The sequence below is a fragment of the Methylomicrobium lacus genome, from assembly GCF_041897535.1.
Taxonomy (GTDB): domain Bacteria; phylum Pseudomonadota; class Gammaproteobacteria; order Methylococcales; family Methylomonadaceae; genus Methylomicrobium; species Methylomicrobium lacus_A.
This window is the reverse complement of the sequence record NZ_CP169217.1, coordinates 924,624-948,974: the sequence shown is the minus strand read 5'-3', so window position 1 is coordinate 948,974 and position 24,351 is coordinate 924,624. Positions and strand designations below refer to the sequence as shown.

Annotated in this window: 16 protein-coding genes, 1 pseudogene and 1 other annotated feature; of the genes and pseudogenes, 14 read left to right on the top strand and 3 right to left on the bottom strand. The window is 44.0% G+C overall.

The window, feature by feature from the left end:
• Positions 1–103: 103 nt before the first annotated feature.
• The 14 genes and pseudogenes from ACEPPP_RS04165 to ACEPPP_RS04100 all read left to right on the top strand — a co-directional run bounded on the left by ACEPPP_RS04165 (position 104) and on the right by ACEPPP_RS04100 (position 19,093).
• Positions 104–1,081: an NAD-dependent epimerase/dehydratase family protein gene (locus tag ACEPPP_RS04165; RefSeq protein WP_374089788.1), complete on the top strand. Its 978-nt coding sequence runs from the start codon at positions 104–106 to the stop codon at positions 1,079–1,081.
• Complete coding sequence (locus ACEPPP_RS04160; protein ID WP_374089787.1) at positions 1,078–2,277, top strand: DegT/DnrJ/EryC1/StrS family aminotransferase; 1,200 nt, start codon at positions 1,078–1,080, stop codon at positions 2,275–2,277. The genes ACEPPP_RS04165 and ACEPPP_RS04160 overlap by 4 nt, the downstream gene beginning before the upstream one ends.
• Before the next feature lie 20 nt (positions 2,278–2,297).
• Complete coding sequence (locus tag ACEPPP_RS04155) at positions 2,298–4,013, top strand: GumC family protein (RefSeq protein ID WP_374089786.1); 1,716 nt, start codon at positions 2,298–2,300, stop codon at positions 4,011–4,013.
• 66 nt (positions 4,014–4,079) lie between these two features.
• Positions 4,080–4,817, top strand: coding sequence for a CpsD/CapB family tyrosine-protein kinase (locus ACEPPP_RS04150; RefSeq protein WP_374089785.1), 738 nt, complete (start codon positions 4,080–4,082; stop codon positions 4,815–4,817).
• Between the two features lie 267 nt (positions 4,818–5,084).
• A complete protein-coding gene (locus ACEPPP_RS04145; protein ID WP_374089784.1) occupies positions 5,085–6,317 on the top strand; it encodes a glycosyltransferase family 4 protein in 1,233 nt (410 codons plus the stop codon).
• Between the two features lie 76 nt (positions 6,318–6,393).
• The gene (locus ACEPPP_RS04140) at positions 6,394–7,194 is read left to right on the top strand and encodes a polysaccharide deacetylase family protein (protein WP_374089783.1); all 801 of its coding nucleotides are present in this window, start codon (positions 6,394–6,396) and stop codon (positions 7,192–7,194) included.
• Positions 7,195–7,309: 115 nt separating this feature from the next.
• A complete protein-coding gene (locus tag ACEPPP_RS04135) occupies positions 7,310–8,194 on the top strand; it encodes a glycosyltransferase family 2 protein (RefSeq protein ID WP_374089782.1) in 885 nt (294 codons plus the stop codon).
• A 148-nt stretch (positions 8,195–8,342) separates the two neighbouring features.
• The gene (locus tag ACEPPP_RS04130; protein WP_374089781.1) at positions 8,343–9,311 is read left to right on the top strand and encodes a glycosyltransferase family 2 protein; all 969 of its coding nucleotides are present in this window, start codon (positions 8,343–8,345) and stop codon (positions 9,309–9,311) included.
• 289 nt (positions 9,312–9,600) lie between these two features.
• Positions 9,601–10,380 (top strand): class I SAM-dependent methyltransferase, encoded by a 780-nt coding sequence (locus tag ACEPPP_RS04125; protein WP_374089780.1) that lies wholly within the window; start codon positions 9,601–9,603, stop codon positions 10,378–10,380.
• A 97-nt stretch (positions 10,381–10,477) separates the two neighbouring features.
• Positions 10,478–11,704: pseudogene (locus tag ACEPPP_RS04120) on the top strand (IS3 family transposase).
• Positions 10,759–10,875: a sequence feature (AL1L pseudoknot), on the top strand. Its footprint overlaps the pseudogene before it by 117 nt.
• A 587-nt stretch (positions 11,705–12,291) precedes the next feature.
• Positions 12,292–13,668, top strand: a complete 1,377-nt coding sequence (locus ACEPPP_RS04115; protein WP_374089779.1) for a hypothetical protein — start codon at positions 12,292–12,294, stop codon at positions 13,666–13,668.
• Positions 13,649–14,848, top strand: a complete 1,200-nt coding sequence (locus ACEPPP_RS04110) for a GNAT family N-acetyltransferase (protein ID WP_374089778.1) — start codon at positions 13,649–13,651, stop codon at positions 14,846–14,848. Before ACEPPP_RS04115 ends, ACEPPP_RS04110 begins: the two co-directional genes overlap by 20 nt.
• Positions 14,849–14,953: 105 nt before the next feature.
• Complete coding sequence (locus ACEPPP_RS04105) at positions 14,954–16,570, top strand: hypothetical protein (protein ID WP_374089777.1); 1,617 nt, start codon at positions 14,954–14,956, stop codon at positions 16,568–16,570.
• Between the two features lie 1,110 nt (positions 16,571–17,680).
• Positions 17,681–19,093: a class I SAM-dependent methyltransferase gene (locus ACEPPP_RS04100; RefSeq protein ID WP_374089776.1), complete on the top strand. Its 1,413-nt coding sequence runs from the start codon at positions 17,681–17,683 to the stop codon at positions 19,091–19,093.
• 230 nt (positions 19,094–19,323) lie between these two features.
• On the opposite strand, the gene ACEPPP_RS04095 is transcribed toward ACEPPP_RS04100, so the two are convergent.
• The 3 genes from ACEPPP_RS04095 to ACEPPP_RS04085 all read right to left on the bottom strand — a co-directional run bounded on the left by ACEPPP_RS04095 (position 19,324) and on the right by ACEPPP_RS04085 (position 23,695).
• Positions 19,324–20,691, bottom strand: a complete 1,368-nt coding sequence (locus tag ACEPPP_RS04095; RefSeq protein ID WP_374089775.1) for a choice-of-anchor Q domain-containing protein — start codon at positions 20,689–20,691, stop codon at positions 19,324–19,326.
• A 229-nt stretch (positions 20,692–20,920) separates the two neighbouring features.
• On the bottom strand, positions 20,921–22,726 hold the full coding sequence (locus ACEPPP_RS04090) for a LamG-like jellyroll fold domain-containing protein (protein WP_374089774.1): 1,806 nt from the start codon (positions 22,724–22,726) through the stop codon (positions 20,921–20,923).
• A gap of 576 nt (positions 22,727–23,302) precedes the next feature.
• The gene (locus tag ACEPPP_RS04085; protein ID WP_374089773.1) at positions 23,303–23,695 is read right to left on the bottom strand and encodes a hypothetical protein; all 393 of its coding nucleotides are present in this window, start codon (positions 23,693–23,695) and stop codon (positions 23,303–23,305) included.
• Positions 23,696–24,351: the final 656 nt, after the last annotated feature.

Genomic DNA, 24,351 nt, shown 5'->3' with positions numbered 1-24,351 from the left:
ATAGTATGAATCACGTAACATGGTCTTTTTAGTAGTGCCGCTTAACGTGTTAGCGTCGGTATTTTTTAAATAATGACAACAATAGCAAAAGGTAAATGCATTAATGGATATTAAGGATTCGAATATATTGGTCACAGGCGGCTGCGGTCTGATCGGTTCCACAACCGTTGATTTGTTATTGCGGAATTATTCACCTGCAAGCATTGTCATTTTCGATAATTTAAGCCGAGGTACACTGGCCAATGTTGAAAAAGCTTTGAAAGATCCTCGAGTGAGGCTGGTACGCGACGATATTCGGAACAAAGAGGCCGTTCATAGCGCAATGCAGGGTATGGACGCGGTGATTCATATGGCAGCCCTGCGCATCACCGCCTGTGCTGGCCAGCCGCGGGAGGCGATGGAGATCATGTGTGACGGTAGTTTTAATGTAGTGGAAGCTGCGCAGGCTGCCAATGTAAAAAAAGTAATCGCGGCATCCTCGGCGTCGATCTATGGACTGGCCGATCATTTTCCTACCCGTGAAGATCATCATCCTTACAACAACCGCACGTGGTATGGTGCCAGCAAAGTTATGCTGGAAGGGTTATTGCGTTCGTTCAATGAAATGTACGGGGTTCCCTATGTGATGCTGCGATATTTTAACGTTTACGGCCCCCGCATGGATATTTATGGCAAATATACCGAGGTATTGATCCGCTGGATGGAACGCATCGCTGCCGGTCAGCCGCCACTGATTCTCGGAGATGGAGCCCAAACCATGGATTTTGTCTATATCGAAGACGTCGCTCGATCCAATATCCTGGCCTTGCAATCGGATTTGAGTGATGAGGTTTTCAATGTCGCCAGCGGCTTCGAGACCAGCCTCAACGACCTGGCTGCGGCGTTGCTAAAGGTAATGGGCTCCGATTTGCAGCCGGAATACGGCCCGGAGCGTACGGTGAATCCGGTGTCGCGTCGCCTTGCCGACACCTCCAAGGCCGAAAGAATGCTGGGTTTTAAAGCGCAGATTGGTCTGGAAGAAGGACTTTCACAGCTGGTTGAGTGGTGGCAAATGAATAAAAAAGTGGAGGTGGAAGCATGATTCCTATTACCAAACCGATGCTGGGCGAAAATGAGGCGGAGGCGGCGCGGCGGGTTATTTTAAGCGGCTGGACCAGCCAGGGGCCGGAAGTTGCGGCGTTCGAAAAGGAGTTTGCGGAGTATGTAGGTGCTCCGTACGCCTGCGCGGTATCCAGTTGCACCACGGCCTTGCATTTGGCCCTGCTTGCGGTCGGCGTACAGCCTGGAGACGAAGTCATTACCGTCAGTCATTCCTATATCGCCACCGCTAACTCGATCCGCTATTGTGGAGCTAAACCGGTGTTTGTTGATATCGATCCCGATACGCTCAATATCGATCCCAAACTGATCGAAAGCGCAGTGACTGATCGTACACGGGCCATTTTATGTGTGCATCAGATCGGAATGCCCTGCGATCTTGCCGCGATCCTGGAAATAGCACGCCGCCACTCACTTCCTGTCGTTGAGGATGCCGCTTGCGCCATCGGCAGCGAAATTTTTTGGCACGGGCAATGGGAGAAAATCGGCAAACCGCAAGCCGATGTGGCGTGCTTTTCGTTTCATCCGCGCAAGGTGATTAGTACCGGCGATGGCGGAATGATCACAACTGCAAACGCGGAATGGGATGCTAAATTCAGGCTATTGCGGCAACATGGCATGAGTGTCCCTGATACTGTGCGGCATGGAGCGAGCCAAGTGATTTACGAGTCCTATCCGATCGTGGGTTTCAATTTTCGCATGACAGATATCCAGGCTGCCGTGGGTAGGGAACAGCTCAAACGGCTTCCAGATATTGTCAAGAAACGTAGAGATTTGGCGGCCCGCTATAAGACACTTCTCTCAGAAATACCAGGCCTAGGTTTACCGGTGGAACCGGACTGGGCGCGCAGCACCTGGCAAAGCTTTAGCGTTCGTCTACCTAGAGGATCAGACCAGCGGCAGGTTATGCAGTCGATGCTGGATGAAGGTGTGGCGACCCGCCGGGGGATAATGTGCTCACATCGGGAGGAAGCTTATCCTAGGGATACATGGTCCTGCACCGGTAGAATAAAGGGCTGCTCATGTACTGCGGGAATTTGTCAATGCCTTAGGCACAGCGAAGAATCACAGGACCAAACTCTTATCCTGCCATTGTTTCCGCAAATGAGTTTTGAGCAGCAAGATCAGGTAGTAGAGTCGCTTCATGAAGCCTTGCGCGTTGTTATGTTAAATGAATAAGATTGCCATTAGGTGGGGCTATGGAACAAAACACTAAAACACTAGCCGATTACCTTGACCTTATAAAACGGCGTAGGTACTACATTATAGTGACCTGGTTACTGGTCACGTTAGTCGCTGTAATCGTTGCGTATAATCTACCCAAAGTATATCGTTCAACGGCGACGATGTTGCTCGAAGCGCCTATTCCAGCAAATTATATTGATTCTTCGGATTCTCAATTTGGAGAGGAGCAAATTGAATCGATATATCAAAGAGTTCTTACGACCGATAATGTACTTCCTATTATTGAATCGAATGAACTTTATAAGGATATTAAAGATGGCTATACAGAGCATGAATTAGCGGAGTTGTTCAGGGACCGCACTGAAGTTGAGCTGACCACCTCTTCAATAGCACCCCAAATAGCACCTCAGGCTCATTCCGGAATGGCCGCGATTGCCTTTGATCTTTCATTTAGTGATAGCGAACCAACTAAGGCTCAAGAGATAGCAAGTAAGCTTGCCTCTCTATTCATTGAGCAAAATGATAAGGGCCGGGCTAAACGTGCGATAAAAGCCACCGCTTTTCTTACGGAGGAATCGGACAAGCTCAACCGAGAGCTTCAGGAAATAGACAGTAAAATCGCAAAATACAAGGAGCAGCATAATTTCAGTTTGCCGGAGCAGGTGGAAGGCAATCAGGCAGCGATAGACCGAGCAGAGAACGAACTGAGGGACACCGATAGTCAAATACGCACTACTAAAGAAAGAATCGCTTTTTTATCTGCGGAGTTGGCTATAGCTCAAAAAGAACTACCCACCACATTTAATGATAACACACCACAAAATAAAGAAGACTTGCGAGCAAAATATCTTCATTATTCCGGTATTTATTCTCCTTCTCATCCGTCATTGATTCGCCTAAAACGTGAGCTAAAGGCTTTGGATCCTACTTTTGAAGAACAACCAGTCGAGGGGGATATCCATAAACAGTTGGCAAAAGCCAGGAGCGAACTTAAATTGCTGGAAAAAACCTATTCCAGCAATCATCCAGATATAGCTGCGCGTAAAAATCAAATCAATAGGCTGGAACAACGATTGAAAAGTACGCCAGCACAATTACAACAGCAAGTAGAGAGCATACATTCCACGAATCCGGCTTACCTTAATGTAGAGGCACAATATAAAAGCAGTCAATCGGAGCTCGTGTCATTAATTCAAAAGAAGGACTATTTGCAAGCGAAGATTGAAAATTTACATAATATACTATTGCAGGCTCCACAAGTTGAAATGGTGTATACTGATATGATAAGGGAGCGAGATAACATTATTAAGAAATACACTCAACTCAAAGAAAAATGGCAGGATGCCAAGCTGGCTCAAACGTTGGAACAACAGCAGCAGGGGCAAACCCTTACCCTCATAGAACAACCTGTCATTCCTATAAAACCAGAAAAAGCGATTAGAAGAAAAGTAGCTATTGGCGGTTTTTTTATGGGAATCATCGCAGGCCTTGGTGTCGCATTTCTTGTCGAATTCCTTGAGCCAGGAATTAGAGGATACCGGGCAATTCGCGAAGCCACGGGTCTTATGCCGCTGGTTGTCGTTCCCTACATTGAGTCTCCTTCCGAATTGGAGGAACAGCTTGTAAAGCAACGCCAAATGAAAAAAATAATCGTCTGTACTGCCCTTGCTTTCTTCATGCTGGCCGTCGTTTTAATGAGCTTCACCTTTCTTGGATTAAAGCAAGCATGAATAAAACTTACGAAAAATGAAATAGGGTGATAAGCATGCCTTTGTCTACCTCCTGGAGAGTGATCAATGATTAATAGCACTCAGAAACAGCGCTTTGGCTCGATCAAATACATCAAAACTCAAACGGGCATTATTGATCCGAATGTGCTGCGTAATAACCGGGTTATTATGGGACTCGAAAACGATCCACGGGCGGATATATTTCGTGTACTTCGGACGAATGTTCTCAAGCAGCTTCGGCATAATAACTGGAACAGCTTTGCCATCACAAGCGCGACGCCCGACGCAGGAAAAACATTTATATCCGTAAATCTCGCAATTGCGATAGCAATGGAAGAGGATCAGAACGTTCTGATTGTCGATGCTGACCTTAGTCGCCCAAGTGTGGGTCAATATTTTGGCCTCCAATATGATCTCGGGCTTATTGATTGTTTGACGAGAGATCTATCATTATATGATACGTGTATCAATACTGGCATTGAGCGACTAGCTGTTTTGCCCGGAAGAAATTCCGACAAGAATTCTTCGGAATTAGCCTCGTCCCGAAAAATGCTTAATCTGATTAAAGAGATCAAAACTCGCTATGAATCCGGGATTATTATTTTCGATCTGCCTCCCCTTTTTGCGGCCGACAATGCGTTGTTGTTGATGTCCCATGCCGATGCAACTCTACTTGTTATAGAGGATGGAAAAAATACTTCTGATGAACTTCAACAGTCAATGTACATTTTAGAGGAGACAAACTTGTTGGGTTTGGTTCTAAATAAATCAAGGCAGCCGCTTCCAACATATCAATACGGCTAGGCGTCAGAAACTGTATAAATTTGAGGGCTGTATGCTTATCGCCCTCTGTTTTGATAATAGACTGCTTTGAGTCATGGCTCCAGAGTCAGTTCCAATAATGTGGTTATTTTAGGCAATGAAAAAACTAAAATTATATTAAAAATAAAGTAATAACCAATTTGACGATCAATATTTTATAAATAAAACATGGGTTAATTTAGTGGTCATGCCGGGTTTATTCTTATGTGGCATAACCAATATAAGTATTATGAAAGAAAGTATAAGTGCATGAATGATAATAATTTAAAGTTTAATAACAAGTTGCCGCTCAAGGCCTGCATGCTAGCCTATACTTTTTATGAAACCGATGGTCGAGTCATGAGATATGCAGAAACACTGGTGCAAGAAGGTTGCATTGTCGAAGCGATCGTGCTCAGGAGAGATATGCAACCTGAAGAGGAGCTCGTCAATGGAGTTAAGGTGCTGCGTATTCAACGGCGGGTAAAGAACGAAAGTAGAAAATTTAGCTATCTCGCACGAATTTTAAAGTTTTTTTTCCACTCAATGATGGAGATTACACGTCGGCATTTGAAAGAACCTTACGATATTATCCATGTGCATTCTGTACCGGATTTCGAAGTTTTTGCTGCTTTTGTCCCCAAATTGCTTGGGGCAAAAGTCATTCTCGATATACACGATATTGTTCCAGAGTTTTATTCAGCTAAATTCAAGGTGGGGCAAGATTCACTAGTGTTTTTAGTTCTTAAATTTGTAGAGAAGCTATCAGCTGCCTTTGCCGATCATGTGATCATTGCAAATGACCTCTGGCTTGAAAAAATAACAGCTCGATCAGTACCAAAAGATAAGTGCTCTTCATTTATTAACTATCCGGATCTTTCAATTTTTAATTCAGACCTTAACACAGGGAAGACTCACAGTCAGTTCATCATGATTTATCCAGGTACGCTGAATTGGCATCAAGGCTTGGATATTGCCATTAATGCCTTTGCTATTGCTAAAGAAAAAGCACCCAATATTGAGCTTCACATTTATGGCGAAGGCAGCGCAAAATCAGAGCTCCAGAAACAAATAGTGGATCTGCAATTATCTGATAAAGTGTTTTTACGCTCTCCTTTGCCGCTTAGAAACATTGCTGTTGTGATGGCAAATGCGGACTTAGGCATTGTTCCCAAAAGAAATGACTCGTTTGGCGGCGACGCCTTCAGCACAAAAATACTCGAATTTATGGCACTTGGTCTTCCGGTCGTTGTTGCAGGCACTCGTGTTGATCAATACTACTTTAACGAGACCTTGCTAAGATTTTTTAAAGCCGGCGATGTTAATGATTTGGCGCGGGTAATGCTTGATGCATATTTCAACCGTGAACTGAATAATCAACTTGCTTCTCGAGCACTAACATTTGCTTATCAGCATAGCTGGGATACGAAGAAATACGATTATTTAAACCTTATAAATCAGCTGACGCAGCGTTCTAAGAAGGTGCTATATGCGAATAGATAGATTTCTCACCTTACATTGCGTTAGCCCTTTAAGAAGAATGCTATACCAAAACAATGGTTTTCGAATCCCGATATTGATGTATCACAGCGTTTCGGAGCACTTAGACGATCACTTACATCCTTATTATCGGACAGTAACCACACCTGAGCGTTTCGAACAACAAATGTGTTTTTTAAGTCAATCGGGATATGAAGTGCTGACGCTTTCCGAAGCAGTGCGTTTGCTCCAGGAAATGTCGTTATCAAACAAATCAAGTCAGGAAAAGTCAACATCAGTCAAATCATTTAATTACCAGCGTCCCGTCGCAGTCATCACCTTTGACGATGGCTTACGGGATTTTTATACCACTGCTTTTCCTATACTTGAGAAATTTGCCTTTAAGGCCACAGTGTTTCTTACCAGCGGTTTAATAAACAAGACTTTCCTTACTGGCTATGAATGTCTCAAGGTACAAGAAATAAAAGAACTTGTGAAAAGCAACGTTGAATTTGGCTCTCACACAGTTAATCATCCTCAACTTAAAAAGCTATCAAAAGATGAAATTGTTTATGAATTGATTAAATCCAAACAAATGATTGAGGAAATTATAGGATACCCAGTATCTTTATTTTCATACCCTTATAGATTTCCGGAAGAGAATGCTGCGTTCACTAAGATGTTCGGCATGATATTATCTGATCACGGATACACCGCTGGGGTAACAACTTCCATCGGGCTTTCGACTGTTGATGACATTCCCCTCTTTCTGAGGCGTTTGCCGGTAAACGATTGTGATGACTTGCAGTTCTTTCGGGCAAAACTAGCAGGATGTTATGACTGGTTGCACAAGGGGCAACTAACGTATAAGCGATTGAGAGCAATCCTCTGCAATTACTAACCTTTACGGGCACTTAAAGAACTAAGTATTTTCACTAGACCATTTCTAGAAATGTAAGGTTATAAAATGGCCGGCAATTTATCAAGAAAGCTAAAGGCGCTTTGGGAGTTAGAAGTTGAACAGTAAAGTTAAATATATCATCATCACGCCGGTGCGTGATGAGGCGAGATACATCGAACAGACAATCGCAGCCGTAAGCCGTCAAACAGTTCTACCTTACCAATGGATCATTGTTGATGATGGATCGACAGACGGTACTAGTGAAATTTTGGATAGTCATGCTAAAGATAATAGTTGGATAAAAGTTGTTCACAGAGGCAACCGAGGATTCAGATCAGCTGGAGGTGGGGTGATTGAAGCTTTTTATGCTGGGTACTCTGTTTTGAACGATGAGAATTGGGACTTCATTGTCAAGTTGGATGGCGATCTGTCATTTGATCCGAATTATTTCGAGCGGTGCTATAAAATCTTTGACACCGAAGTTGAGTTGGGAATAGGCGGCGGAACAGTCTGTCAATTGGACAATGGACAAATGAGGGTTGACTCTTTAGGAGATCCTCCATTTCATGTAAGAGGCGCAACAAAAATATATCGCCGAGCATGTTGGGAAAAGATCAACCCTTTGATTAGCGCGCCGGGATGGGACACTATAGATGAAGTGAAGGCGAATCTGCACGGCTGGACTACACGGACTTTCACTGAGCTAAAATTAGTCCAGCACAAGCCTACTGGTAGCGTGGACGGTAGCTGGCGCAACTGGTTCAAGAACGGAAGGGCTAACTATATTACCGGTTACCATCCGTTGTTCATGTTATTAAAGTGTGTCAAGCGAGTCGTACATAAACCTATTCTATTTGAATCAATGGCTTTGATGGCAGGTTTCTATTCGGGCTATATTTTAAGGATACCTCAGGTACCGGATAACGAAGCCATTTGCTACTTGCGGCGACAGCAGATTCTGCGCCTTTTATTGCAGCCCAGCATATATGGAAGACATTGAACTAATTACCCTTTATCAGGCTGTTGAAAAAGGTCAAATTTTAAAACGATCCAACAATATGGAGTGGTTTTTTGCACCATGAGAAGCAATATATTGTACAGATCTATCGCATAAGCTGTGTTTTTCAACAGCCTGTTATGGAGCAGAAATGACGTTGTTTGAGCTTTCTATTATTATCGTTAACTGGAATTCTAAAGATTATCTCCGAAACTGCATCGCGTCGATTCTGGCTAACTCTTTTAGCATCAAGTACGAAATCATTGTGGTCGATTCTGCCTCCTTCGATGGTTGCGGGGATATGTTGCAGCACCTCTACCCACAAGTCCACTTTATCCAGAGTGAGTTCAACGTGGGGTTCGCTCGCGCCAACAATATCGGCGCAAGTTGTGCACATGGCAACGTACTGTTGTTTTTGAATCCTGATACCGAGGTGCGGGGACATGCTATCGAAAACCTTTACTGCCACTATCAGGATCTTCACAGCCCTGGAGTAGTCGGTTGTCGCTTACTCAATAGCGATGGAACGCTGCAAACAAGTTGTGTACAGCCGTTCCCCACTATCTTGAACCAGATTCTTGATACAGATACTCTACTGCGCTGGTTCCCGAAGATCACCTTATGGAATTCAGCTTTGACATTCGATAAGGTTATTACCCCTGTGACTGTAGAAATGATATCGGGAGCCTGCATGATGATTGAACGGGATGTGTTCAACAAAGTAGGTCAGTTTAGCGCTGATTATTTCATGTACGCTGAAGAATTCGATCTGTGCTATAAAACGACTATGGCTGGATTTAATAACTACTTCGTTCCAACAATAGAAATCATTCACTACGGCGGTGGGAGCACCCAAAACGAAAGAAGCTGTTTTTCTCAAGTCATGATGCGAGAGGCGGTGTTTCGTCAGCTACGGAAAACCAGAGGTAGTTTATACAGTTTAGGGTATAGACTGGCAATGAGTAGTACCGCAGTTATCCGGTTGACGCTGCTAACTTTGTTTTTCCCAGTTTGGCTGATTAATTATCAAAAAAGACAATGGGACAAAGCCTTTAATAAGTGGTTCGCTATATTTCGTTGGAGTATTGGGCTGGAGAAGTCGTTGCATGACTATAATTGATAGTAAAAGATTGTTGATGTTTTATTTAACATAATGATTCTAGTCATAAAATCATCAATACACCTATCCGATACTAACATGTTGATTCAATGTATTTAATATGGCAATCCGTAATAATAAAAACCTAAACGGTGGCAGGTAAAATCGGCGAGCGGGAAACTGAATTTTTTCGGAAGATTTTCATCCTATCCGTAAAGCACCTTAGGAAACTTTCACAGCACAATGAGTTTTATAACTATAGAAGTTTAAGCTGATATGAAGTCACTCAAATTATTTAGGAGGCAAGATTATGACGGCCAAAGAAATTAATTCTCATACGGATCAAGTAAGATTATTTTTTGAGGAGCCGATAAGGTATTTGGGACGGAGAGCGTTCGATATTCGAATCCGTTTTGAGACAGTGCAGGAATTTATTCAAAAAAAAACATTTGGACATATTCTCGACATCGGCTGTGGCGATGGCTCCATCTCATTGCCACTGTTAACGCATTACCAATGTCAACAACTAACGCTATTGGATATGTCGTCAAGTATGCTTTCGCTAGCGAAAAAGAAAATTACTGAAGATATAAGTGGCAGGGTTAAATTCATAAACGAAAACTTCATCGATACGGAACTCGATCCGCAGGGATATGATTTGATTCTTTGCCTTGGTGTCCTTGCGCATGTTGATTCACCAGCAGAAGTTATTGCAAGAATTGCTCGATTTTTAAAACCTGGTGGAATCTTAATTTTAGAAGTTACGGATAGTTATCATCCTATAGGAGCAATTCTCGGACTTTATCATCGAATGTTAGACTATCTCGTTGTTAATAAACATAAACTTAACTGGCTTCGCACCAAAGACATAATTCTTACATGCCAAGAGCATAATCTCTCACCTTCAGCTTTTTATCGATATTCTCTTCCTCCACCTGGAAGCCACAGAATATTTAGCCAGGAAAATATGTACAAAATGACACGAATAGTGTTTGGTTTCTCCTTAGATAAGAATCGAAATAAATGGTTAGGAAATGTATCAATTTATTGTTTTGATAAACAGCCTGTAAATCAGCAACAACAGAACTAAGCCCGCACTTGAGGCATTTTTCTACATATGGGTAAAGATTCTTCGGTTGAACCGCCCCGGGTTTGATGGAGGCTTCAACTTTTGAGAAGATGAAGCTATGAAAGAGAAAACCACAAACCATTATTCACCCGAATTTCGGGAGCGGGCGGTTCGCATGGTGCGCGAACATCAGGGCGAATACGCTTCGGAATGGGCCGCGATTCAATCGATTGCAGCCAAGATCGGCTGTACGGCGGAGACGTTGCGCCGCTGGATCAGGCAAGCGCAAAAAGTGAGTGGAGACCCGAAAGACGTGGGCAACGAAACGGAGTGCATCAAGGCGTTGGAACGCGAAGTGTGCCAGTTGCAGCAGGCCAACGAGATTCTGCGAAAGGCGTCGGCGTATTTTGCCCAGGCGGAGCTCGACCGCCGATTCAAGCCATGAAAGCGTTCATCGATGATCATCGTGATGATTACGGGGTCGAGCCGATCTGCAAGGTATTGCCGATTGCCCCGTCAACGTATTATCTGCATGCCGCGTGTAGGGCCAATCCAGACATGCGATCCGCCCGAGCTCTAAGCGACGACGTGCTGAGCCAACAGATTTGTCGGGTTTGGGGAAGCGAATTTCCAAGCTTACGGCGCCCGCAAAGTGTGGCGTCAATTGCAGCGAGAAGGCTTTTCTCTGGGGCGTTGCACGGTAGAACGCTTGATGCGGCAAATGGGGCTGAAAGGGATCGTACGTGGCAAAACGGTCAAAACGACGATCAGCGACGCCGACGCGGCTTGCCCTTTGGATCGCGTCAATCGGCAGTTCAGCGCCGAGCATCCGAATGCGTTATGGGTGGCAGATTTCACCTATGTGAGAACCTGGCAAGGATTTGTTTATGTAGCCTTCGTGATCGATGTCTTTTCCCGCTATATCGTCGGTTGGAAGGTCTCCGCTTCCGCGCAGACTGACTTTGTATTGGATGCGCTCGAGCAGGCTTTGTATGATCGTCAGCCAGCAAGGGATTGCAGTCTGATTCACCATAGTGACCGCGGCGTGCAGTACGTGTCGATCCGTTATAGCGAGCGTTTGGCAGAAGCCGGTGTTGAGGCTTCGGTGGGCAGCGTGGGCGACTCCTATGACAATGCCCTGGCCGAAACCATCAATGGGCTGTATAAAGCCGAGGTGATCCATCGACAATCCTGGAAAAACCGCGAAGCCGTGGAACTGGCAACGTTGACTTGGGTCGATTGGTTTAATCAACGACGTTTGCTGGGGCCAATTGGCAATATCCCTCCGGCTGAAGCAGAAACAAGGTATTATCAACAACTTTCCGAGTCGGCTCTTGCTGCATGACTCACAACTAACAGCCTCCGGAAAAACCGGGGCGGTTCAGGTGGACTTATTTTTGAGTGGTTGGATGGATTCCTCATTTGTCTTGAGTTTAGATAGTAATAAAGAGGTGTGCAACTTAACAATAGGCTTCGATGGGAAGGGAATATTGGGCTGAGAGACTTTTAGCTAAGACGATCTCTCAACGATTTGGCACTTAAATATTACGAATCGTCTGTTTCGCGTTAGCGGTTTTAGAATTTCCAGTACGAGTTTCTTTGGCGACTCGAAATATTAGTTAGAAAGGCGCAGGTTGTCTCAGTACATTTCTTCTCGTAGGAAGCGCTTAGATATGTGAAGGATTTTCTTTTAGGTGAAGGTAATGATGAAGATTTTGCGGGTTACCAGAATTATTCCGCACGGTTCGTACGCATTTAAAACTGGATTACCAATTGTTATCAAAATTTGAACAATAATTTTATAGGAAAACGTGCTAAGAAAGTGTCCAGTTTTTGCTGGACATTACAAGCCAAATATTAACATAACAAAACCAATTCAAGATTTAAAACTGAATTTTTATTGACCACTCGCTATTTAAGGACAAAAAAATTATGAATGATATTGGTGCAAGCATTTTAATTATACTGATTGCATTGGTATTTTGGGCGCCTCGGAGATGGGCCTTGGTTGGAATGATGGCAGGAGTGCTATATCTTACCAATGGGCAAGTGCTTAATGTTTTTGGATTTAACTTGTTCGCTATCAGGCTTCTGGAGCTTGCAGGTTTTGCCCGAGTCATGGCACGAAAGGAGTTATTGCTCTTTAAACTCAACGGCATAGATCGAGTCTTTATTTCGCTCTATGCATATAGTACATTAGTTTTTCTGATTAGATCTAATGTGGGCCAAGCATATGCTATCGGCATGATGGTTGATGCTTCTTTGTGTTACTTCACCTTTCGGGCTCTTATCATAAGTATTGATGATCTGAAATGGTTTCTATGTATTTTCGTCATTTTTCTTCTTCCTTATGTAGCCCTATTATTAGTCGAAATGCTGACTCGCGAAAATCCGTTTGTCTTGATAGGCGGAGAGAGTTTTGTCGAACGTAATGGAAGACTTCGTTGCATGGGCAGTTTTCGACATTCATCACTATTAGGCACCCTTGGAGCCGCTTTTCTGCCGCTATACGTTGCTTTATTTTTTGACCGGAACAATCGCATTCGCGCTTTTTACGGAATTGGCTTGTGCTTAGGAATTGTTTATTTGTCAAACTCGGGCGGACCTTTAAGCGCTGCAGCTATGGGACTAATCGGTTGGCTATTCTGGATTTTTAAAACAAAGATGTCACTTGTAAGACGTTTGCTTGTTTGCCTCATCATTACTTTGGCCTCTGTAATGGAAGCTCCAATATGGTATCTTCCTGCCAAGGTGAGTTCATTTTCAGGTGGTGACGGTTGGCATCGCTCCCGTTTAATGGAAGTAGCCTTTGAGGATATTGATCAATGGTGGCTTGCTGGAATGGATTTGGAGCAGACCAAAGACTGGTTTCCGTATCACCCGGTGGCTACGGGTGTAGCCGATATCACTAACCAGTATCTTGCATTCGGGCTGGATTCTGGTTTTTTAGCGATGGTACTTTTCATTTTTCTTATAACGAGAGCATTTCAAGCAATTGGTCAGGCTTTGGAAATTGTTCGTTCCTCTGCAAAGTTGCCAAATGATACTGAATATTTTCTATGGGGGCTTGGCTGTGTGATCCTGGTTCACATTTCTACCTGGCTTGGTATTACTTATACTTTTGATCAAACCTATGTAATCTGGTTCATGCACTTAGCTGCCGTTTCGTCGATCTCCCAGGCATGTATAGAAACCAAGATACAGGCTGCAAAAGATATTAATTTAGGACAGAACAGAGTAAGACAGAATATTTACAGAAAGAGAGATATCACTAAACCTAGGAATTCATATGACAATGCAAGAATATAAGATAAAGGTTATTACATCACTTGCGAAAATGGATGTTGTTCGTCCATTATGGGAAGGGACGCAATGGCATCCGTTAGCGGATTATGAATTCTTTAATCTGATTATTCACAGTCGGGCCGAGACAGTTGTGCCATGTGTTATTGTCTTGTATGAAAATGAGAAACCCGTATCACTGTTGGTTGGGCGGATCGAAATGGAAAAAAGCAGGATGCGTTTTGGCTATGCAACATTTGGGAAGATATCTGTCAGACAGCTTGTGTTTATTGGTGGAGGTTTTTTGGGGGAGAAGAGTGAGTCTCACTGGTTAAGAATACTGGCTTTTGTTGATAGACTGATGCTTGAAAAAAAAATTGATCTAGCCATTTTTGAACAAATCAGATTCGGTTCTCCGGAGCTTGATGCTTTAAAACGAGTTTTCAACTACGCCCGCTGTTCTTTGGACAAAGAAGGATCCAAGCACTGGCTATTGTCCCTACCTTCAACTTGGGAAGCATTTCTAAAAAGCCGAAAGAAAAAGCATCGTCACGAGCTGAGTCGATATCCTAAAGTTCTTGATAAAAAATTCGGTGAACAATGGATCATAAAACGCTACGACACCCAAGCCTTAGCAATGGAGTTTGTTGAAGCCGCAGAAGCGATTGCCTGCAAAACCTACCATCGAAAGCTTGAAGTGGGGTTTCTTTACAACGAGGAGTATATTCAGCGCGTTGTACTGGATGCTCGACACGGGAGATTGCGCGGTTACGTGTTATATATCAAGGGCGAACCAAAAGCCTTTTATTATGGTTTCGTATATAAAACTACCCTCCATTTGGCCGCCACAGGTTTCGATCCAGCATATAGAACCTATGAATTGGGGACAATTTTGCTTATGAGAATTTTCCAGGATTTTTGCGGAACAGAAGTCAACGTGATTGACTTCGGACTCGGCGATGCTGACTATAAGAGACGATTATGTTCAGAATATTTTGTTGAAAGCCCGGTTTATGTATTTTCAAGCTCAATGCGGGGGAGGGGCTTGCATATATTGCATAGCATAACAAAAACATTTAATAAGCTAGGAAAAAGCCTACTGGATAAATTACAGATAACCCAATATGTGAAGACTCGCTGGAAACGAAGATTGGTCATCCAGAGGGAAATACCGGCACTTCCAGATCAAGTCAAAAATGATGATTGATTTGGTGTGTGTAGCACAACCTGGAAAATGGCTTATTTAGGTATGAAAAAAGCAGGATCTACACCATGTTTTATAACATTTTTTAATTAGGGGCTTAGAAAGATAATGTTTATCCACAGCGAGTCATATGCTCGTTTCTGTAAATTATTAACGCTGGCTGAAGAAGTTTTCGCGGCTGGAAATTTCTTAGCTGCCGTAAGGCTTGCGCAGATGGCGGCTCGCTATGCATTCCCTGGAAACGTTGGTCTTTTCGGATCGCCGAGGCTTGAGCGGCTTCTGCTTGACATAGGGAAAGAGATACCTGTCGCTTCGGTTTGCGGTGTGCAACACCATGACGAAAACATGAGGAAAGTTTTGCATATTCTGAGCTACGGTAGACCTGTCGGCGGAGACAGTCGGTTCGTCTGGCGATGGATACAAGAAGATCGTAACAATCAACACTTCGTCGCCATCACTTCGCAGGACGAAATTGAAGGTGATCATGAGTTTCCTGAGATATTAAGACGATCAACTGAAAACTCTGGCGGTTTTCTTTGGATGCCTAACGCATCAACATCTAATCCTTTAGAACAAGCGCGCGAACTGCGGGTGTTATGTCAAGAGATGGATATAGTAGTATTGCACCTCTTCCCGTACGACATCGTTCCACTGCTTGCACTAGCGGTCGGGTGCGATTCCATTAAAACGATTTTCGTTAACCATTCTGATCATACCTTTTGGATAGGTGCGAGTGTTGCGCACTTTGTAGTACATCTCAGGAGACAATCACCCCTTTTTCTAAGGAATCGGCGTGGATTGAACTCTGAAAAGTTTTCGATTCTCCCAATTCCTCTGCACTTTTCTCCTTCCTCGGTTACTAGAGTACAGGCAAAACGTGAGCTCGGTTATGAATCTGATATTGTACTCCTATTGACGATTGCCGCGCCCTTCAAATACAGTTCCCCTGGACAGATTGGCTTTCTGGATCTAGTTGTCCCTGTTATTTCTGAAAACCCGCAGACAGTCTTGCTAGCAGTGGGACCGGATCCAGAAGGTTCATGGCTATCGGCTAGTATCCTAACAGAAGGTAGAATTGTCCCTCTTGGTACTCAATATGATAATGATCTTCTTTATGCAGCGGCCGATGTCTACCTGGATTCAGTTCCATTTTCCTCGATTACTTCTGTTCTCGAAGCCGGAGCCCTTGGTGTTCCACTCATCGGTTACTTCCCGAATCCTGAGTTGGAGCTACTTGGTGCAGGTGCCCCTGGTCTTGACAACGCGATGGAATTGGCAAATGACATGAAATCGTATCAAGCCTTACTAACCCGGCTAATACGCGATGAGGAGTTTCGTCGCCGAAGCGGCGAACGAGTGCAGAGTCAAATTCTTTCACTGCATACTGGGGATAACTGGCTTAATGCTCTTCATGATTTGTATGTCAGAGTAGAAAGTATTAATGTTCGTGGTTGTTTGATGGAGGACAATGATTCCTTCGAGTCGAGCAGGTTGAATTTGGCATTGGTTCAGTTATACCGACGATCCTGGAACATCGGCCAATTGATCAGAAATTTCATTGGGATCTTGCCTTACCGAGACAGGTTTTCAATAACATGGCATCTATATTTGATGGGCTTCGATCTTACTATTTCTAATCTCTTGCCGCCGCCATTCTATGCGGCTACTTTAGGAATTGCCCGTCGGATGAAGAGTCTCATTAGGCAGATCAGGCAATCTCGATGAATCTAAATTCATCAGTTGAATACGTTTATTTTAATAAGTTATCGATGCTTAAGTGATGTTCAGCTTTTGATGCAATCGATTGAAGGCATGGTCTCACACGTGACAGTTTTTATTGACTCAAAAAGTAACCTATTGAAGAAAAGCCATGTTAGTAGAAGACTTTATGATTTGTGGGTGTTACTGTAGTCAATATGTACAGCAAAATTGTTCAAAAGCCGTTACGGACGCGCAGTTTTCAATCATAATTGACGGATAGCGAGGTTATTACCATAGAGATCGTTGATGAATTTGAGGGAAAAGACCAACATAATAGTCACTTGCGATATTTTCGCACAATTACTGGCATAGCTGGTTTTCGAATTTGGAATTAAGGGCAAACATTGTTAAGCAAAGCTCTAACTTATGGACGCTAAAAGAGCGCGTTCTCAAACGTCTAGCTGAACAAGTCAGTTTCTATGCGACAACATGTGCATTGTTAAGGGATTCTTGATGCTAGTTTGTAAAATCACTCGCGCACCTTGATGTCATTATTTTCGAGGTGAAGCCGATTATGATTATTGTGCAGCAAAGGACGAAAAATATTACGGTTTTGAAGGCCATGTGGTTATCAGTTTTGATGGGGTAAATTTGCGGTTATGCTTTCACTGTTGCGGATGATGTTGATGAGCGTGATGCCCCGTAAGACATGCTCGAAGGTCTGAACGGATTGTTATTAGGTGATAAAGGATCTATCCCTCCCCATTTTAAAAGAGAGCTTCTCACACAGCAATGACATGGTTCGCAAACACTTATACGGAAAAATATGAAAATTTCGCACCCTAAGATTTTATTAAATAGCTTATGCCGGTTAGACGACAAGTAGAAACTGTTAACAGACTGTTGAAAAATAGAGATCGGTGGAAAAAATTTCTCGAAAATGCCACTTTAGGTCATAAAAAACTGTTTGACGACAACGAATAATCAATGGATTACGTGCGCAGCTCTATTAAAAATGTGATTTTTATCGCCCAGAGCGGGAAAGATTTTTAAATTTCAACAGCCTGTTAAATTTAAAAGTTGAACATCGGGTATATATTCAAGTGTTTTATCCAATTCTCAATAGGGGGAATAATGAAAATTCTAGTTACAATCGCTAATTATGGAATGAAAAACATCGAGTATGCAAAGCAACTCATTAAGGAATATCGCTCAATGCGATTTGATGTGGATATTTTCGTTCTATCTGAGGCTCCAAAAAATTATGGGGCTGATGTTACTGTGCTCGTAGGTCTTCCCTCAAAAGATCCATGGTCTCTTCCTTTTGCGCATAAACAACTGTTTGCTGAAAATGTTGAGAAATATGACCTTTTTATACATACCGAAGACGATACGCTCATACGTCAGGAAAACATAATTGCTTTCCTAAAAGCAACAGAGGCAATTGACGACGAATTTATTCCGGGATTTGTAAGGTATGAGCTTTATCCTAACGGTAAAAAAAACTACCCCGATGTTTTTGGTTCCTATCATTGGGTTCCTGGATCGGTTAGAAAATCCGGAGAATACGTATTTGCAAAGTTTTCGAATGATCATTCTGCCTGCTTTATTTTGACTCAAGAACACTTGAGAAGGGCTCTTGCATCGGGAGGTTTTTTGGTGCCACCACATAGTGGCCGATATGACCTAATATGTTCTGCTGGAACAGATCCCTATACGCAATGCGGTTTGACAAGAGTTATATGCTTCTCGCATATGCGAGATTTTGAGATTCATCACTTGTCTAATGCATATTTGAATCGGGTTGGATTGGATGAAGAAAGGTATAACCTGCAACTGGAGGCGCTCCGGGAAATCTTGGAACATAACAGATCTAGCGAGGAGCTTTTTGTCACGGAGAAGCCTTTGCATACTCCAGTATGGGATAAAAGTTATTATGAACCTTGCCGATATGATATTCTGCGGTTAATTCCAGCTGCTGCTAAGGAAATTCTCTCAGTGGGCTGCGGATGGGGCACGACGGAAACTCATTTGATAGAGGAAGGCAAACGCGTGGTGGTGATACCGATCGATTCGGTTATTGGTAAACTGGGGGAAAAAAAGGATATACAGGTTCTGTCGCCAGATTTTAAACAGAGCTTCGAGATGCTGGCTGGGCGCAAATTCGACGCCATAGTACTATCAGAAGTTCTGCAACATTTACCGAACCCTGTTGAGATTCTTACGGAATTGGGGAGCTTTCTGAATGACCAAGGAGTCATCGTGGGAAGCGTTCCGAATCTGAGTCTAACCAGAAGATTGTCAGGACGATTGTTTGGCAGAAGCAAAAAACGGGCTCAGATATATGGCCCTTTCGATAAGACAATGTTGAATTTGACAAACACATCCCTTTTAAAGTCGTGGCTAATGGCTAGTAGTCTTCGACCCCTTGCTATCCGCTATGAAGACTATGAAACAGTTGGTCCTTTGTCTGTGTTGGCTGCTCATTTGCCCGGACTGGTGGCTGCTTCAAACATCATATTTGCGGTAGAATTGATGACTGCATGATACGGTATTTGCGCTTCACCTGTTGGTATAACCCGCTTCTCGTTTCGATGAGGATTCGGAGCAGCCGATTGTTCCGCAATGGCGCGCATTATGCCGCCAAGCATCGTTGCCACAACAATGAGTTGAATAAGTTTTAGATTGTTCAGTATTTTGTTTCTATCTGCGCTCCTTGCACAGATAGAAACTTCACATAAGCAGCCGACTTGTTTTTCCGGAGTCGGCCTTTCTTTTTACTGTACTCTTAGATTTTGTGGAGCCACTAATGTTACTGTGTTTGTTGCTATGCTGCTGCCGCTCGAATTATACTCAAACGCCCCGATATCATTGGCGGCGCCTTGGGGGCGGGCGAGCCCATCTAGATCGTAAGTAAGTCCGGATATAGTCGTGCCTTTATCGATTGTTGGACTGCCCGCTTGAAGTCTAAAATCATTCGTAGACAAACCAACAAATTTAGGGTCACCGCCATTTATGCCGTGGGCTTCAGTAAATCCCGACACCTTAGCGTATCCACTACCTGGCCCCCTAGCGATAAAGTTATAGTCCCCTACCATATCAGTACTTCCTGCAGGAAATCCATATGCACCACCTGCGCTAGTTGCATTCAGCCCGCCTGCAGCAATAAAAATATTATTCATGATCCGCGCGTGGTTGGGATTGCCGGCCGGCCCTATCCACACATTAAAAGCAAATCCATTTGTTGCGCCCACGTTGTAGAGAGTATTCCCATAAAATCTAAAGTAAGGAATGCCTACATTACATTGCATTGCAACGTTTACCCATAGATTATTTCTCACATCAAAATCATGTATACCAGTAAGCCCATCCGAAGATGTCATGCACATCTGACCTTCCGAGTTTATGATGCGGTTATTTTCAAAGACAATATTATTTGATATTTCTCCATTGTCAGCAAATACTTGGAATATGTCCATGTGGGCACCGGAACCAGGAGATAAAGTTATGTCATGAATATAATTATTTCGAATTATATGACCGGTTCCGAAGGGACGAAAAACATCGGTATCTTTTGATGGCCCGATCTCATTATTCTCGACTATATGATTGCTTCCCCCAAGATCAAATGCGACCCAATCTCCACCCCAACTATTGGTTGACTCAATATGGTTTCCTTTTAATAAGCAATTAGCAGGATTACCGGATGGCATATAAATACGGGCGTTAATAAAATGGTTATTTAAAACTTCACAATTTCCAGCCGATATTGCTAAATCTTTATTTATGGAGAATCCATCAACTGTGTTGTAAGCATGCTTTATCGCAAATCCCCCCGTCACTGTCACGGAACCGGAAGCTCTAAACGTTATCTTGCTGCCGGATGCGCCGCTACTGTTTGTCGTAACTGCTTCGTTATATGTTCCTGCCGAAACGATAGCAGTATCGCCCGCTCTCATAGTAGTTGCAGCCTTGGTGATGGATCTCCAAGGCTGGCTCTGCGTGCCGGAATTGGAGTCGCTTCCCGACGTGGAAACGTAATAAGTCGTTGCAGCTGAGGCAGAAGCACTGCTACCAATCAGCATAACTGCCCAAACAACAGAAGCAGTGTTTCTGAGATAATTTTGCGAAATTTTTGTTTTCATATATAAACTCTAGATGATGAAATCAACAAAGTATTTTCTAGTTTAGCGGAAAATATTTGCTATTTCTGAATGTAGATCATAATTAAGAAACTTCTGTCGCATTATCTAGCTATAGTTGAGTCTAAAGCCAGCATCTTGCAACAACCGCTTTGAGTAACCATCAGGTGAGGGCTTTGCTTAAGGCGAAGCCCTCTCCATCTGTATACTTTATGCGGTTAATGGTTCAATATTAATATCCATTTCCAAAGAGTGACATTGCCGCATTGGTGTTATATCCATAACTTGAACCTGTCCATGTAGCGGGCAAGTCTGTCAGTACCGTACGATGACTGGTGCGTGCCATCAAACCGGTTGACGATCCTACTTGCTCAAGGAAACCAATTTGACCATCTGTTCCCAGTATTGCAAGCCAATAAGGTTTGCCGGCAGTAACAGAGGCATCAGGAATCGATACCGAATTCCACGCGCCAAGTTTCAGCGTGCTCAAATTGCCCTTTGCGATTAGTGTCCCCGGATAACCGGAATTGTCAGTATAGATGCCGGCAACCAAATTTGTTGCGGTGGTGCTCACATCCAGATAAATCTGAACACTGGATACTACGCCGGACTGCGCGGGCGTTGACTGGAACGCTTGTGCAGTACCTTGCGGTTCGTTTTGGATCCACGGTTCTTCGTTCTTGTCACCCAGGATAAATTTCCCCTGTGTAGAGACACTATTTGAAGCACTCACTGCGGTTTTTAAATCAGAGTTGATTTCCGTTGCCGACAAGGCTCGATTGTAGATCCGCACCTCATCGATTTTGCCGTCGAAATACTCGCCCCACAGACTGTTACCCCCGATGCGCAACACGCCGTTGGATGTTTTAATCGGAGTATTCGCTGCGCTCTTGGAGACTTCGGCACCGTTTACATAAAGCCGCTGATATTGTCCATCATAGGTCGCGACAAGGTGACTCCAGGTGTTCACCGGCAAGCGGTTCGGGCCGGTGACGGCGCGGTAACTGCCATCATTGAAATAAGATACAGGCAGATTGGTGTCCTCTTCGGAATAGAGTGCATAAACCTCAGCCCCTGATGTTTCCTTCAGTATGACCGTGTTGCCGCCATTTGTCTGGGACATTGGATACACCCACGCTTCGAGGGTCATGCCGGTTGAAAAGTCCAGCGATGCGCTGTCATTGACGGTGACCCAATCGTTGACGCCATCAAAGTCCAACGCGTTTCCATAACGGCCGGTGGTGATTCTTACGGCTTCTTGAATCGTGCCGTTATTGCCGTTACCCGAGGCGTCCGTAGCCGTCGTGCCACTGGTTTCCTCGAAGCCAAAGGCAGCTACGAGGCCGTTGGTCGGTGTAGTCGTTCCCGAAGTCGTTCCCGAGGTCGTTCCCGAGGTCGTTCCCGAGGTCGTTCCCGAAGTCGTTCCTGAAGTCGAAGTCGTAGTTGGAGCCGTCACGGTGATAAGGTTCGGATAGCTTTTGGTGACACTTCCGCTGGATCCGGTTACCGTCAGGCTGGCACTATACGTCCCTGCGGTCGGATAGGACGCTGTAACAGCACTTGCTGATGAGGTTGTGACGGTAGGCGTGTTTGAGCCGGGAAGATCCCATTTCCAACTCGTGATTGTCCCACTTGTTTTAGGTGTGAAATTCACTGTCAGAGTCGCAACACCGCTGGTTGTACTCGCAGTGAAATCCGCCGTTAATGCCGTCGTCGTGGTAGGTACGGTCAAATTGACTTCATTGGAAAAAGCGCTTTCGGTGGTCTTGGTCGTATCATAGGCCTTTGCAGCGAAATAGAGTTTAGCGCCCTCTTGTAGCCCCGAGACCGCGTAACTGGTCTGGTTGCCCACATCGATGGTTGAGGTGTAATTGCCGCTGCTGGTGCCGTAAGAGACTTTATAACCCCCTACATTGGAGGACGTGCTGGGATCCCAGGCAAGGTTTACGGTTCCCGCGAATAAATTGCCGCTGAAAAAAGACAGGGCAAATAGGGTTAATAAAAAGCGCGGGCATAGCTCACGCAGGGAAGTGCTCATACTAAAGGAAATATTCATTGTTTAGATAGTAGCTGAATGCCAGACTTATAAAATCAGTCGGGCTGAGGTTGATGATTTTTAAGCGTTTAACGACAAGGTCACATGCATAGTTTTAAACGGTGCAAGCTAATACGCGTGGCAGAAACTCGATGCCGGTCGGCTTGTTGTTAAGCACTTACCTAAAGCCATCACGGAGGGCATGAATCCCTTGATGAGGCGAATAAGGATCAGATCAATATGTTTTTGAATTTTTTTGAAAGTTTTTGGTTGATTTGGTTTTGTTTGATAGTCTTGAATATGTAAGTTCTATACACCTCTCTGCACGATAAAAATTTGATTACCAGGTTCTCAATCATGATTTGAGAGTCATTGTTCCGGGATCCTGTTCGTCGACCGTGATCATTTAAGGAGGACAATAAAACAGCATCAACAATCTGAAACTAACCTTAGTTTCGAGTGTCTATATAACGTTATTTTTTTAGGTAAGCCAATCCATAGCAAAAAATTTGCTGCGGTTGCCCATGTTTTTTAATTTTTCAGCTTATCGATAGTCCCGCATCGTCGAATCGACCTGAACTAGGCAAAAAACGACATCAAGGGGGGCGAAATGATAGCCTTCGTGACGCTTGTTGGTTTCCCAAGCGGAGCGAAAGATATAGAAGGCTTAGAAAGCAGCCAACTCTCTTTACGAAAATCGCGTAATCGTTTGAGGAGGTGGGTGGCGGATGCTATTTCGGGCGGAGTCTCTATTTTGGTTCCGCCGGGCTTTCGGGAAAGCCCCGCAAGCTCAGCCATATTCATTCGCCGGAGCAATCTGGGTGGTTGAGTGTTAACCGCGGTGGCCGCTATCTCTTTTTTGTCTTCCATCAGGAATTCGCTCAGTCGAATTGGCCAATGATCGCTAGCGTTGGCTTCTTTGAAATAGCGTAGTTCCTGCTGGATTGGGGCATTGCACAGGCTGTGCGTCATGTCCTCGAAGTGTATTCTTTTCGGCATGGGTCATTTACAGAAGGCTATAAGGTGTATTCCTTAAAAACAAATTAGAAAAAGCTTAATAATCTCTGAAGGAGGATGATAATATACAAACCTTAAATATGTCTTAAATTAAGTAATTGATTATGCAGATATTGATGCCATCGTCTTTGCATTTTCGTTCCGAGGCGGGAAGTCGAGTAGTTCCCAGAAGCGTCAGGACTGGGAAAAATCAAGGATCCTGGGGTTGCATAGCCATCCAAAATTGCATAGAGTCCTTGCGCGCAAATAGGCTGTTGAAGAAACTCATTTTTTCGTAACATTTTACCGAGCCAAGCCGCAAATTATGGCAAAGGTGCGGTCATGTATACTTGGCTTGAGCAACAGCCCCAAATCGGAGTGATGATGCACCGCTGTCTAAGCAAGCGCACGCTGTCCGCCCGATGGCAGGCTGAAAACAGGATAGTTTATGGGATAGCTCCTTCCGAAGCTTTATGGGTGTAACACTCATAAAATTGGAGCTTGCTCTTTTTTATGAATAATTCGGATTAACTATCCATGCTATGCTCCGGAAAGGGTCTCTATACTGAAATTTATAGGAACGCGCCATGCCGATAAATCGCATTCCTCTCCAAGCCATGTGTGTTTTGTCA